Origin of the sequence: Waltera sp. (genome assembly GCF_046969025.1) — a bacterium.
In the GTDB taxonomy this organism is placed as follows: domain Bacteria; phylum Bacillota; class Clostridia; order Lachnospirales; family Lachnospiraceae; genus Acetatifactor; species Acetatifactor acetigignens.
In genome coordinates this window covers 1-13,470 of record NZ_JBKVQF010000006.1, presented here as the reverse complement: position 1 = coordinate 13,470, position 13,470 = coordinate 1, and the positions used below count along the sequence as shown (strand labels likewise).

Sequence of the window (13,470 nt, the reverse complement as noted above, 5' to 3'; positions counted from 1 at the left end):
TGCATGCATTAACGAGAGAACCGTCTGCGAAGCAGACAGCAGAGTGCGAAGCACGGGTTCTCGAGTCAATATTTTTGGAAACTACCTCACGGAAAGGACAGCAGGAACATTATGGCAGCAACAACAGAAGAATTACTTCAGATGATCTTACAGAGTCTGGAGAAAGTAGAATATATCAAGTCGGAAGATATTCCGAATATTGATCTGTATATGGATCAGGTACTGACCTTTATGGATCGTAAGCTGCGTTCCGCAGTGCGGCCCCAGACCGAAGACCGCATCCTGACCAAGACCATGATCAACAATTATGCGAAGAATGATCTGCTGCCGCCGCCGGTGAAGAAGAAATATTCCAAAGAGCATGTGCTGCTTCTTATTTTTATCTACTATTATAAAGGGATCATTCCCATGAATGAGATCCAGACGCTGCTTAAGCCCCTTACTGACCGCTATTTTCAGAACGGACAGGTCTTTGACCTGGAGAGCGTCTACAAGGAAGTGGTGGTGTTGGAGAAGGAACAGCTGGAGGATCTGAAAAAGGATGTTGTGGAGAAATTCCGCAGAGCAGAGGATTCCTTTACCGAAGTGACCGGAGAAGAGCAGGAGTTTTTACAGAAATTTGCCCTGATCTGCCTGTTGAGCTTTGATGTCTATATGAAGAAGATGATTGTGGAACAGCTGGTAGCGGATCTGGCAGATACGATGAAAGCACAGGAACCGGAGAAGGAAGCTCATAAGAAAAAGAATTAGACCGTTTTGGAAAGTAAAAGGACAATAGAATGAAAGCAATCATGGATCTTCATACGCATACTCTGGCAGCAGGGCATGCGTATAGTACCTTGTTGGAGAATATAGATGCTGCATTGGCAATGGGCTTACAGTACCTGGGAATGAGTGAGCACGGACCGACTTCCCCGGGAGGCCCGCATAATTTCTTTTTCAGTAATTATAAAGTGATTCCCAGAATATATGACAGAGAAGAGAACACCGGCCGGGTAATACCGAAGCCAGATGGAAGTCTGCGCCTGCTATGCGGCGTAGAAGCAAATATCTGCAGTACAAACGGTGAACTGGATCTGGAAGAGCGCTATCTGCAGAAAATGGATTATGCCCTTGCCAGCATTCATCCCTTTGCCTTTACTGCGGGAAGCCGCAAGGAGAATACACTGGCATCTGTCAGAGCTTTTCAGAATCCTTATGTGAAAATACTTGGGCATCCCGATGACGGCAGATTTCCGTTGGATTATGACGAACTGGTGCGAGAGGCCAGACAGGCACAGGCGGTGTTGGAAGTGAACAATTCATCCCTGAATCCCCAGTCGGCCAGACAAGGAGGCAGAGAAAATATTACAGAGCTGTTAAAGACTTGCATGAAGTATGATCAGCCTGTTATAATGGGAACGGACAGCCATATGTGCTTTGCCATCGGAGCATTTGATGATGCAGAGCAGCTGATGCGGGAACTGGAATTTCCGAAGGAACTGGTGTTGAACTATGATCCGGAGAACATCCGTAAGCTGATCAACATAACATTATAGCTGATCCTGGCCGGCAAGACCGGACAAGAATTTAAGCCACAGACGGCAGGCCCCGTAAGAGGGCAGATAGGAGAACAAATGAAAGACGCAAATTGTGGATATTGTATGAGAGGAGAACTGTTAGACAAGTTCGGTATTTTTATCTGTGATCTGAAGGTAAGCAGCCTGATCCTGTTCAAGGAGCAGAGCCATCCCGGCAGATGTATCGTGGCATATAAGGACCATGTCAGCGAGGTCGTGGACATCAGCGAGGAAGAGAGAAGATTATTCTTCGAGGATGTGGCTCATGCAGCCAAAGCTATTCATGCAGCATTCCATCCCGATAAATTAAACTACGGCGCTTACGGTGACACCGGCTGTCATCTGCACATGCATCTGTGCCCGAAGTACAAGGACGGTTTCGAGTGGGGCGGAACCTTTGAGATGAACCCCGGCAAGACCCTTCTGACTGATGTGGAGTACCAGGAGATGATCGACAAGATCAAGGAAAATCTGTAATTACCCGGAACGTTTTCCCTGAGGTTACATAGAATAAATATGTAATTTCAGGGAGGATGAACGATTATGAAAAGAAGGAAAGTAACGGTAGCAGTATTGTTTGTAGTGCTTGCAGCAGCTACGATTACGGGCTGCGGCAGCACACAGCAGACGAACGGACCAAAGAAGACCAGAGTGGTGCTCAATGAGGTAGCCCACTCTCTTTTTTATGCACCGATGTATGTGGCTATCGAAGAAGGATACTTTGAGGATGCCGGGATCGATCTGGAACTGGTGACGGGATTCGGTGCGGATAAGACCATGACGGCGGTATTGACCGGGGAGGCAGACATCGGCTTTATGGGCAGCGAGAGCACCATATACACTTATGCCGGAGGAACGGAAGACTATGTGGTGAACTTTGCCCAACTGACCCAGCGGGCGGGAAATTTCCTGGTGGCCAGAGAACCCATCGATGATTTTTCCTGGGATATGCTGAAGGGGTCCAAGGTTCTGGGTGGCAGAGCCGGTGGAATGCCGGAGATGGTGTTTGAATATATCCTGACGAAGAACAATATTGATCCGGACATGGATCTGTCCATTGACCAGAGCATTGACTTCGGATCCACGGCAGCAGCTTTTTCCGGTGGACAGGGAGATTTTACCATTGAGTTCGAGCCTCATGCCACATTGTTGGAACAAAAGGGTGACGGTTATGTGGTGGCCTCTCTGGGGGAGGAGTCCGGTTATGTTCCTTATACCTCTTTTTCAGCAAAGAAGAGTTACCTGGAAAAGAATCCGGAGATTATCCAGGCATTTACCGATGCTCTGCAAAAGGGTATGGATTATGTACAGGAGCATAGTGCGGAGGAAATTGCCAAGTGTATTGCACCCCAGTTTGCCGAGACCGAAAGTGACACATTGACAGCTATTGTTGCCAGATATCAGGAACAGGATACCTGGAAAGAGGATCTGATCTTCCATAAAGATGCCTTTGACCTGTTGCAGAATATTCTGGAGGACTCGGATGTACTGAAAGAGAGAGTACCTTACGAGGCACTGGTAACTACGGAATTCGCAGAGAAAGCAACGGCAAGATAAGCAGAATAAAATAGGATAAAAAGGGGGAGGATCAGACGTCCTCCTCCTTGATGTGTATATTTTTGATGGCCCATAATTTCAAAGCTTTGGCATTGGTACTGATCTTCTCCAGGGAATCCAGAATATCCTGGAAGGCCGGGCGCTCATCTTCGGAGATGATGCCGTCCTCGGAGATGGCAATCAGGGAAGCCCGCAGGGTGTCGATATCTTTTAAGGAACCCAGTACCTTCAATGCCAGCCGGTCAAAGTCCACAATGTCGACTTCCGATACACTGCTGCGGCCCAGAGGACATTCCCTGGCACAGAAGGAATTGCAAAGCTCCGGTGTATTGTAGGCCTTGGCCATGGCCTTGACTTCCTCGGGATAGGGAACAATGGTGTCCAGTTCGATCCTGGCCAGTCTGGTACGGTCGATGTCCACCAGTTCGGCGGCTTTTTCCCGGCTGCTGAAGTCCGCATTCGTCTCAGCGGCTTCGCAACGTGCGAGATAGTACATATTATCAGCGGCTTTTGTAGCTTTTTTACCCATTTTTCTTTCAACCCTTTTATATTATAGTTTAATCAAACATCTCTAGTATCACAGTTTAGTAGAAAAACGGCACATTGTAAAGGAAAAATGACGATATTTTACGAAAAGCAGTTGAGGGAATGTGTAAAATTTGCTAAAATATAAGAGATGTGAAAAAGAACAGATTTTTCATATAAAAACGGAGGTGCGGTAATGGGTTTAATCAGAGCAGCGAAAGATGCAGTCAGCAGCATGATGGCTGACCAGTGGAGAGAGTATTTCTATTGTGATTCCCTTTCCAATGATGTGCTGGTAGTAAAAGGACAGCAGCGTGTAACCAATGGACGTAACAGTAACACCAAGGGTGTGGAGAACATTATCTCCAACGGTTCTATCGTGGCAGTCAACGAAGGACAGTGTATGATCATCGTGGATCAGGGCGGAATTGTAGAGTTCTGTGCCGATGCAGGTGAATTCGTATATGATTCTTCCACCGAGCCCAGCCTGTTCTACGGAAATCTTGGTGAGAGCGTTAAGAATACATTTTCCAATATCGGGAAGCGTTTTACCTTCGGAGGTAATGCGGCAAAGGATCAGAGAATCTACTTTTTTAATATTAAGGAGATCATGAACAATCTCTTTGGTACTGCAAGCCCCATTCCTTTCCGTGTGATCGATCAGAATATCGGACTGGATCTGGATACTTCTTTACGTTGTAACGGTGAATATTCCTTCCATCTGGTAGATCCTCTGTTATTCTACAAGAATGTATGTGGTAACGTAACAGAGTCCTACACCAGAAGTGAACTGGTAGCGAAGATGAAGGCAGAACTGTTGACTGCATTGCAGCCCGCACTGGCCAAGATCTCCGCAAAAGGCGTCCGTCCCAGTGAGATTCCCGCACACACTGAGGAACTGACGGAGGCTTTAAAAGATGAACTTTCCGATCTGTGGACCAAGCTTCGCGGTATCGAGATCGTTACTATCAATATCAACTCTGCAAAGATTCCCGATGAGGATGCGAAGACTATTGCTGATCTGCAGAGAACCGCAGTACTGCGCAATACCGGAATGGCTGCAGCTACCATGACTGCTGCACAGGCCGAAGCTATGAAGATGGCAGCATCTAATACTTCTACAGGACCTATGATGGCATTTGCCGGTATGAACATGGCGAATATGGTAGGTGGTATTAATGCCGGCCAACTGTACCAGATGGATGCACAGCAGAATGGTATGGGTATGCAGCAGGCACAGGCAGCACCTGTGCAGGGGCAGGCTCCTAAGATGCAGGCACCGGTACTAGGCTGGACCTGTAGTTGCGGTGCTGCGGATAACCGGGGCAAATTCTGTTCAGAGTGTGGCGCACCCAAGCCCTCCGATGCAGGTTGGACCTGCAGCTGTGGTGCAGTAAACCAGGGCAAGTTCTGTTCCGAATGCGGAGCAAAGAAGCCAGACGGCGCACCGATCTATAAATGCGACAAGTGTGGCTGGGAGCCGGAAGATCCTGCACATCCTCCCAAGTTCTGCCCGGAGTGCGGTGATCCCTTTGACGAGAACGACAGAGTATAATACATACTTAGCAGAATATTTCTACAAAACAGCAGTACAGCGGATGCCTTTTGGCGTCTGCTGTACTTTGCTGTAACAGTGCGGCTTTGCGAATGGCGCGCTGAACTGTTAACAGTTCAGATATGTGGTGCAACTTTGGCACCTGCGTTCCTGAAACTTATGCTATACAAACATTACAACAGAATGAAAAACAGAGAGAAACATAAATGAGCGGAAATCTGATTGCAATTATCGTCATATTGGTATTACTTCTGGTGCTTGCAGGAATCATTTATTATGCCTATTGCAACATCAGGAAAAAACTGCGGGATACCTCCCGGATGTTATTCGGAACGGACTCCATGATCGAGGGAATGAAACAGAGAGAAAAGGAAGTGGAAATGACACCGAAGTCGGTCTCTTCCGCAACCAACCTGTACATGCCGTCCATTATGCGGGATTTCCCGGAATTTCATTATGATGAGATGAAGAGCAGAGCGGAGAATGTGCTGACCTCCTATCTGCAGAGTATTACGAAACAGAATCCGGCCCTGTTGTCGGAGGGAACCAGAGAATTGAAAGAACAGCTCAGACTGCGGCTGGAAATGCTACAGAACCAGTCCCAGAAGGAGAGCTTTGAAAATATCCATATTCACAGAACGGAGATCCACCAGTACCGGAAGCAGAGGGGAAGACAGAGTATTGTCCTGCAGACGGCAGTGGAGTATTTTCATGCATTAAAAGAGAACGGAAAAGTAATAAGAGGCAGTGAAGAGCATAAAGAACAGGCCAAGTATAACGTGGAACTGGTCTATATCCAGGATCAGGATATGATCGAGAATCAGGAGGATGCCGGTCTGGGACTGAACTGTCCGAACTGTGGAGCACCGCTTCCGGGACTGGGAGCCAAGAAATGTATTTACTGTGACACGCCGATCGTGGAATACAATCTCCGTGTCTGGAATTTCAGCCGGGTGGAAGAGGTATAGAGAAAGCAAAAGAGGGTCTGCATGGAAGAAAAATGTATGGGATTGAAAAAAGAGGTTGCATTGCAGGAAAAACAGACAGGGGATGTGGACAGACAGCTGGATGAGACCACCAGAGAACTGCATCGGGAGCGGGAAAAGCTGATGGCTGTGATCCGTATGTCCGGAGATCTGATTTTCGAATATGATATTGTAAATGACAAGATGTATTATGCCGGTCCGGGAGAGGGAATTCTGTATTCCCGGCAGATCACGGAGGGGTATACAGATCAGCTGCTCAAAGAAGCCGGGAACCGGACAGAAACGGTAGAACAACAGCTGGCAGAAGCACTGCGCAGTGGCAAGCCGGATATTTATATCGAACTCTGCAAGACTGATGCAGAGGGGAAACCCAGGTGGGTGAAGGTCATCGGACAGACTTTTTATGATGAAAAGGGAGAACCGGAGCGGGTTCTGGGAAAGGTCTGTGACATTGATGACCAGAAGAAAAAAGAGTGGGAACTGCGGGAAAAATCTCAGAAAGATTCCCTGACCGGATTGCTGAACAATTCTACCATCAAACAACAGATCGGTGCCAGGCTACAGAGCCTGAAACGCGGGCAGACTGGGTATCTGGTCGTACAGGATGTGGACAGCTTTAAGAAGATTAACGACACCAACGGCCATCTGTTTGGGGATGCGGTATTGTGTTCCTTTGCGGATGAACTCAGTAATATTTTCCCCGAGGCGTTAAAAGGCCGGATCGGTGGGGATGAATTTGTCTTCTATGTGGAGGACATGGACAGAGAACACCTGGAGGAGAAATTAAAACAGCTGAACCGCTGCATGTCTGACCGTTATGATGATGACAAGACAGGGCTGCACATTTCCTGTAGCCTGGGCGCGGCGGTGACAGACGGCACGGTGACGGATTACAATCTGTTGTTCCAGTGGGCAGATGCAGCCCTGTATCAGGTAAAGAGCAAAGGAAAGGGTGCTTATTACCTGCTGGATGTCAAGGAAGGTGTGGCATTGCCCGGCAAGAGTTATCTGGACAGTGAAGAGAACAAGGAGGACGAGATTGCCCATAAAGAGGCACAGTTTGAGAGTGCGGAAGATTTGGTATTATTTTGCATGGATCTGTTGGAAAATGTGCCGAATCTGACCAGTGCACTAAAGGTGATCTGTGAGCGGACCTGTAGCTTTTTTGGAATTGATGACATGATCTGTATGGAAGTCAACGAGGCTGGACCAACAATCCGTTATCAATGGAATCGTGAAGAGAAGAAAGATTTTGCCAGAAGAATCCTGAATCCCGGCGTGTTCGAATGGGACAGGATCCGGAAAAAGGCCGATGAATCCGGTGCTGTGATCTACCGTCAGTCAGAGACTCCGGATGTCTACAAGGAAGAGGCGGAGTCCGTGATGATTGTAATGTCCACGGCCGCTAAGGGATTAAAGGCCAGCGTTATTTTCTCAAATCGCCACACAGACAGAAGCTGGCAGGAGGAGAAAAATGCACTGTGCAGAATTTCTCACCAGATTTTTAACCGACTGCGCACGCTGAAGAATGCGGAGAAAGATCAGCGTGAGCTGAACCGGAAACTGAATTATGATGCTCTGACCGGACTGCCGATATATAACAAGTTTGTGGATAAGCTGGAGGCCTATATGGCTGCCCATGGGAAATCAGGATTGTTTTTTGTGTCATCTGATTTTTCAAATTTCCAGTATGTGAACGAAATGTACGGTTATGAAGTGGGAGATAGGATCCTGCATGATTTTGCGATAGCCTTGCAGGAAAAGTGCCAGAACGGCGTACTGTTCTGTCGTGTAACTTCGGATCATTTCGTGGGAGTGCTGAAGGAAGATACGGTGGAGAAGGCCAGAGACAAATATCTGGAATTCACCAATACTTTTGTGCAGAAGACCAACAGCCGCTACGACCAGTGCAATCTGGTCATTGCCACGGGAATGTATGAAATCCTGGAGAATGACTGGTCGGTGTCTTCCATGATGGATAATGCCAATGAGGCCAGAAAACAGTGCAAGATCCAGAAGGTAGACAGTGCGGTGGAAATCTATACAGAGAAGATCCGTAAGAATCTGGAGAATACCAGAGAGATCGTATCTGGTATGGTAGCTGCATATAATAATAAGGAATTTCGGGCTTATCTGCAGCCGAAAGTTTCTTTGCACACCGGAAAAGTAGTGGGTGCTGAAGCACTGGTCAGATGGATCCGGGCTGACGGTTCTATGGTAATGCCGGGGAGATTTATTGATGTCTTTGAGAGAAACGGATTTGTGACCAAGGTGGATTTTGCCATTCTGGATCAGGTACTGGAATATTTGCAGGATGCTTTGGCGCAGAGAGAAGAAGTGGTGCCGATCTCGGTGAATTTTTCCAGAAGGCATAATGAATATACAGACTTCGTACCGAATATTTTAAAACGCCTGAAAGACTACAAAGTACCCAGTGAACTTTTGGAAGTGGAAGTGACGGAATCTGTTTTCATGTCGGATCTAAATAAACTGACCAACAATCTGGAGACTCTCCGGGATAAAGGGGTAGAGATTTCAGTAGATGATTTCGGCAGCGGTTATTCATCCCTGAATCTGTTGTCCAAGGTAGCGGTGGATACGGTGAAGCTGGACAAGCAGTTCCTGGATGACACCATGAACAGCGAACGGGAAGAAACGGCATTGACAATTATCAAATATCTGACTAAAATGTTGAAGCATCTCGGCTTCAAGGTATTGGCAGAGGGGGTGGAGACGAAGGAACAGTTAGACATGCTGCGTCTGGCGGACTGTGACATCGTACAGGGCTATTTTTATGCAAAGCCTATGCCAATCGATGATTTCCGAAAGTTTTTGCAGGAATTTAATGAAAGGGATAATGCGTAATTCATGAGTATTTATGATACCTTAAATAAAGAACAAAAAGAAGCGGTGCTTCATACGGAAGGACCGCTCCTTCTGTTGGCGGGCGCAGGAAGCGGCAAGACCCGTGTCCTGACCCACAGAGTGGCTTATCTGATCGATGAGATGGGAGTAAATCCATGGAACATTCTGGCCATCACTTTTACCAACAAAGCAGCCCAGGAGATGCGGGAGCGTGTGGATCAGATCGCAGGTTTCGGTGCGGATCAGGTATGGGTAGCGACATTCCATGCCACTTGCATGAGGATCCTCAGAAGACATATTGACCGGTTGGGCTATGATACGAATTTTACCATTTATGATACGGATGACCAGAAATCTGTGATAAAGCAGGTCTGCAAGCGCCTGAACATCGACACGAAGATGTACAAAGAGCGGACGCTGTTATCGGAAATTTCCTCCGCCAAGGACGAGCTGGTGGATGTGCGGGAATTTGAAGTAAAATCCGTGGGAGATTACAAGAAATCCGTGATCGCCAAGGTCTACAGAGAGTATCAGGAGACCTTGAAAAAGAGTAATGCACTGGATTTTGATGATATTATTGTAAAGACTGTGGAACTGTTCAAAAGCTGCCCGGAAGTACTTTATAATTATCAGGAACGTTTCAAATATATCATGGTGGATGAGTACCAGGATACCAATACAGCGCAGTTCGAACTGATCCGTCTGTTGGCGGACGGTTATCGCAATCTGTGTGTGGTAGGTGATGATGACCAGTCCATCTACAAATTCCGCGGTGCCAATATCCGTAATATTCTGGACTACGAGAAGGTATATCCCGATGCAAAGGTGATTAAGCTGGAACAGAACTACCGATCCACCCAGAACATCCTGGATGCGGCCAACGCGGTGATCCGTAACAACAGAGGCCGTAAGGAAAAAGCCCTCTGGACGGAAAAAGGAGCAGGCAGCCGGGTACATTTCAGGCAGTTTGACAATGCCTATGAAGAGGCGGAATACATTGCGGACGATATTGCCGACAAGGTGAAAAATGACGGCATTGCCTATGCGGACTGTGCGGTGCTGTACCGTACCAATGCCCAGTCGCGACTTCTGGAAGAACGTATGGTAGTGGAGGGCATTCCTTATCATGTGGTAGGTGGAGTGAACTTCTATGCCAGACAGGAGATCCGCGATATTCTGGCATATCTGAAAACTATTGATAACGGCAGGGATGAAGTGGCTCTGCGCAGAATTATTAATGTGCCGAAAAGAAGCATCGGTGCGGCATCCTTGGAAAAGGTAGCAGACTATGCACAGATGAAGGATATTACTTTATTTGATGCATTGTGTGAAGCAGATCAGATCAAGGGACTGGGAAGAGCGGAGACCAAGATCCGTGGATTTGTGAATCTGATCGAGGTACTTCGCAGCGGATTGTCTTCGTATACATTGCCGGATCTGATCAAATCTCTGCTGGAACGGATCGATTATGCAGAATATCTGCGGGATCAGGATGAGGAATCCGCTGAGGATCGTCTGGGGAACGTAGATGAATTGATCACCAAGGCGGCCGCATATGAGGAGACTCACGACGAGCCTTCTCTGTCGGAATTTCTGGAAGAAATCATGCTGGTGGCAGACATTGACAATGTGGAGAACGGTGACAACCGGGTGCTGCTCATGACGCTGCACAGTGCCAAAGGCCTGGAATTCCCGGTGGTGTATCTCGCCGGCATGGAAGATGGATTATTCCCCAACTTTATGACCATTGCTTCCGATGACCCGTTGGAGATCGAGGAAGAGAGAAGACTGGCTTATGTGGGAATCACCAGAGCCAAGGAGGATCTGACGCTGACATGTGCAAAGAGCAGAATGCTGCGTGGGGAGACCCAGTACAATCCGGTGAGCCGTTTTGTGAGGGAGATTCCGAAGGAATTATTGGATAATACCCTGCCGCCCAGCAGAAGATACCGGGACGATGATCTGGAAGATTTTCAGGCGAGAAGAGCCAATGAAGCAGCTCTTCGTGCCATGGGACTGGAGGCGATTGCATCTCCCCGGTCTGGATCCGGCTCGGATAGTGGTTTTGGCGGCTTCGGTAATACCGGCTTTGATCCAAGACCCAAGGCGACCTTAAAACCCCGTGTTACGGCAAAGGCGGATAAACCTTATATTTCCAAGGGCATCAGCGGACTGAACCAGCTGGCCGGACTGCAGAAGGGCACGGAGTTCAAGGCACCGGAGAAACTGGACTACGAGGTAGGTGACAGAGTGCGCCATATCAAATACGGCGAGGGCACGGTACTAAATATCGTGAGAGAACCCAGAGACTATAAGGTGACCGTGGAATTCGACCAGGCAGGGCAGAAGATTATGTATGCGTCTTTTGCAAAACTAAAGCAGTTGTAAGAAATTATAAGAATATAAGAATAAGAAATGTATTTCCTCAAATATGGTTTTTCTATAGTATTTTTGATGAAAATATGGTATCATATAAAGGAATGAAAACAAAATGCTTTGCATCCATAAATACGAATAGATGCAGGAAAGGCAGGTAAATAATATGAACAGAATTGAAAATCTGGTAGATCTTGACAAATTAAATGAGCTGAAAGTCAGCGAACTGAAGAAGCTTAACAAGCTGTTGGGCAAGGAAGTAGAAGAGAAGAAGGAACGCAATGTCCTGGTATGGGTACTGGCGATCATTGGCGCCGTAGCAGCTGTTGCAGCAGTGGCTTATGCTGTATACCGTTTCTTCTTTGCACAGGATTATCTGGAAGACTTCGAGGATGACTTCGAAGATGAAGCAGATGACGTGGAAGAGGATGATGACGACTTCTTCGAGGATGAAGGAGAGAACTAACCCATGAAAAAAGGACAGGTATATGAAGGATCTGTTGTAAGGGTCGATTTTCCCAACAAAGGGATCGTCTGTGTGGGAGATGAGACTGCTGTAGTCAAGAACAGCCTGCCCGGACAGAAAGTCAAGTTCTCGGTGAATAAAGTGCGCAAAGGGAAGGCGGAAGGAAGGCTTTTGGAGGTGACGGAAAAGTCACCTCTGGAAACCGGCCGGACGTGTTCCCTTTTTGGGTTGTGCGGCGGATGTACCTATCTGTCTCTTCCTTACGAAGAACAGCTGAAAGTCAAGGAGGAACAGGTAAAACGCCTGCTGGACAGTGTGTTAAACAAGCAGGAGGAAGCCTGGGCTTTTGAGGGCATCAAGGGCAGCCCGAAGGCTTATGAATACCGTAATAAGATGGAATTTTCCTTCGGAGACGAGTACAAGGACGGACCGCTGGCGCTGGGCATGCATAAGAGAGGCAGCTTCTACGATATAGTGACCGTAGCGGACTGTGAGATCGTGGATGCGGATTACCGCCTGATCTTACAGACAGTGAGAGATTACTTTGCCCGGGCGAAGGTAAGCTTTTTCCACAGAATGAGCCATGAGGGGTACTTACGTCACCTGCTGGTACGTAAGGCATCCCGCACCGGAGAGATTCTGGTGGCACTGGTGACGACCTCCCAGGATCCCTGGCAGGGAGAGACGGCGGTGGAAGGAAGCTTGGATGTGGATGCGCTGATCACAGGATTTAAGGATCTGCTGCTTTCCCTGGAACAGTATAGGAAGCTAGCCGGAAAATTCGCAGGAATCTTACATATTACCAATGATTCCATTGCAGATGTGGTGCAGAGTGATCGTACGGAGCTGTTATACGGACAGGAGTATTTTTATGAGGAACTGCTGGGGTTGAAATTCAAGATCTCCACATTCTCCTTTTTCCAGACCAACTCTTACAGTGCGGAGGTACTGTACCAGACGGCAAGAGATTATGTGGGCGACCTGGGCGGCAGTGACAAGACTGTGTTCGACCTTTACAGCGGCACCGGTACCATCGCACAGCTCATGGCACCGGCGGCCGGAAAGGTTATCGGCGTGGAAATCGTGGAGGAAGCCGTAGAGGCAGCAAAGAAAAATGCCGCTGCCAACGGACTGGATAACTGCGAATTCATCGCCGGAGATGTACTGAAGGTTCTGGACGAAGTGGAAGAGAAGCCGGATATGATCATCTTAGATCCCCCCAGAGACGGCATCCACCCCAAAGCACTGCCGAAGATCATTGCCTACGGTGTGGAGCATATTGTTTATATCTCCTGCAAGCCCACCAGCCTCGTGAGAGATCTGGAAGTGTTTCTGGAGAACGGTTACCGCGTGGACAAGGCCGTGGCCGTGGACCAGTTCCCCTGGACCGCAAATGTCGAGACGGTTGTCTTACTTTCCAAGGGCGCTAAAGGTCCGGTGGACCTTTGCTCAACGCGGACCGAAGTGGAACGGAGCTGATCAAGGTTATGACCGGTATCCGCCGCTGCGGAAAGTCGGTCATGCTGGAGCTGATTCATCCGCAGGAATTACAGGATAAGCATTATTTCCGTAAGCATGGTG

General features: G+C 48.0%; 11 protein-coding genes. 10 read left to right on the top strand and 1 reads right to left on the bottom strand.

The window, feature by feature from the left end:
* Positions 1 to 111 precede the first annotated feature (111 nt).
* From ACLTOH_RS04365 to ACLTOH_RS04350, 4 genes are all read left to right on the top strand, one after another.
* Entirely contained in the window at positions 112 to 750 is a 639-nt protein-coding gene (locus ACLTOH_RS04365) for a DUF1836 domain-containing protein (protein ID WP_022313492.1), read from the top strand.
* A 29-nt stretch (positions 751 to 779) separates the two neighbouring features.
* Entirely contained in the window at positions 780 to 1,538 is a 759-nt protein-coding gene (locus ACLTOH_RS04360) for a phosphatase (protein WP_022313491.1), read from the top strand.
* Positions 1,539 to 1,616: 78 nt separating this feature from the next.
* Positions 1,617 to 2,036 (top strand): HIT family protein, encoded by a 420-nt coding sequence (locus ACLTOH_RS04355; protein WP_118537178.1) that lies wholly within the window; start codon positions 1,617 to 1,619, stop codon positions 2,034 to 2,036.
* A 66-nt stretch (positions 2,037 to 2,102) separates the two neighbouring features.
* The gene (locus ACLTOH_RS04350; RefSeq protein ID WP_118537179.1) at positions 2,103 to 3,116 is read left to right on the top strand and encodes an ABC transporter substrate-binding protein; all 1,014 of its coding nucleotides are present in this window, start codon (positions 2,103 to 2,105) and stop codon (positions 3,114 to 3,116) included.
* Between the two features lie 31 nt (positions 3,117 to 3,147).
* On the opposite strand, the gene ACLTOH_RS04345 is transcribed toward ACLTOH_RS04350, so the two are convergent.
* Positions 3,148 to 3,645 (bottom strand): helix-turn-helix transcriptional regulator, encoded by a 498-nt coding sequence (locus ACLTOH_RS04345; protein ID WP_022313488.1) that lies wholly within the window; start codon positions 3,643 to 3,645, stop codon positions 3,148 to 3,150.
* A gap of 192 nt (positions 3,646 to 3,837) precedes the next feature.
* On the opposite strand from ACLTOH_RS04345, the gene ACLTOH_RS04340 reads away from it, so the two are divergent.
* The 6 genes from ACLTOH_RS04340 (at position 3,838) to rlmD (ending at position 13,368) form a co-directional block, all read left to right on the top strand.
* A complete protein-coding gene (locus tag ACLTOH_RS04340) occupies positions 3,838 to 5,196 on the top strand; it encodes an SPFH domain-containing protein (RefSeq protein WP_022313487.1) in 1,359 nt (452 codons plus the stop codon).
* Between the two features lie 206 nt (positions 5,197 to 5,402).
* On the top strand, positions 5,403 to 6,164 hold the full coding sequence (locus ACLTOH_RS04335; protein ID WP_022313486.1) for a zinc ribbon domain-containing protein: 762 nt from the start codon (positions 5,403 to 5,405) through the stop codon (positions 6,162 to 6,164).
* A gap of 21 nt (positions 6,165 to 6,185) precedes the next feature.
* Positions 6,186 to 9,047, top strand: a complete 2,862-nt coding sequence (locus ACLTOH_RS04330; protein ID WP_412223461.1) for an EAL domain-containing protein — start codon at positions 6,186 to 6,188, stop codon at positions 9,045 to 9,047.
* A gap of 3 nt (positions 9,048 to 9,050) precedes the next feature.
* Complete coding sequence (locus tag ACLTOH_RS04325) at positions 9,051 to 11,435, top strand: ATP-dependent helicase (protein ID WP_412223460.1); 2,385 nt, start codon at positions 9,051 to 9,053, stop codon at positions 11,433 to 11,435.
* Positions 11,436 to 11,589: 154 nt separating this feature from the next.
* Entirely contained in the window at positions 11,590 to 11,889 is a 300-nt protein-coding gene (locus ACLTOH_RS04320) for a DUF4366 domain-containing protein (RefSeq protein ID WP_117464880.1), read from the top strand.
* A gap of 3 nt (positions 11,890 to 11,892) precedes the next feature.
* Positions 11,893 to 13,368 carry a 23S rRNA (uracil(1939)-C(5))-methyltransferase RlmD gene (gene rlmD / locus ACLTOH_RS04315; protein ID WP_412223459.1) on the top strand — a complete coding sequence of 492 codons (1,476 nt, stop codon included), beginning with the start codon at positions 11,893 to 11,895 and terminating at the stop codon, positions 13,366 to 13,368.
* Positions 13,369 to 13,470 lie beyond the last annotated feature (102 nt).

Bases quoted from the DNA above. Each gene is read 5' to 3' on its own strand.
- ACLTOH_RS04365 (WP_022313492.1), top strand. From the start codon at position 112: ATGGCAGCAACAACAGAAGAATTACTTCAGATGATCTTACAGAGTCTG.
- ACLTOH_RS04360 (WP_022313491.1), top strand. From the start codon at position 780: ATGAAAGCAATCATGGATCTTCATACGCATACTCTGGCAGCAGGGCAT.
- ACLTOH_RS04355 (WP_118537178.1), top strand. From the start codon at position 1,617: ATGAAAGACGCAAATTGTGGATATTGTATGAGAGGAGAACTGTTAGAC.
- ACLTOH_RS04350 (WP_118537179.1), top strand. From the start codon at position 2,103: ATGAAAAGAAGGAAAGTAACGGTAGCAGTATTGTTTGTAGTGCTTGCA.
- ACLTOH_RS04345 (WP_022313488.1), bottom strand. From the start codon at position 3,645: ATGGGTAAAAAAGCTACAAAAGCCGCTGATAATATGTACTATCTCGCA.
- ACLTOH_RS04340 (WP_022313487.1), top strand. From the start codon at position 3,838: ATGGGTTTAATCAGAGCAGCGAAAGATGCAGTCAGCAGCATGATGGCT.
- ACLTOH_RS04335 (WP_022313486.1), top strand. From the start codon at position 5,403: ATGAGCGGAAATCTGATTGCAATTATCGTCATATTGGTATTACTTCTG.
- ACLTOH_RS04330 (WP_412223461.1), top strand. From the start codon at position 6,186: ATGGAAGAAAAATGTATGGGATTGAAAAAAGAGGTTGCATTGCAGGAA.
- ACLTOH_RS04325 (WP_412223460.1), top strand. From the start codon at position 9,051: ATGAGTATTTATGATACCTTAAATAAAGAACAAAAAGAAGCGGTGCTT.
- ACLTOH_RS04320 (WP_117464880.1), top strand. From the start codon at position 11,590: ATGAACAGAATTGAAAATCTGGTAGATCTTGACAAATTAAATGAGCTG.
- rlmD (WP_412223459.1), top strand. From the start codon at position 11,893: ATGAAAAAAGGACAGGTATATGAAGGATCTGTTGTAAGGGTCGATTTT.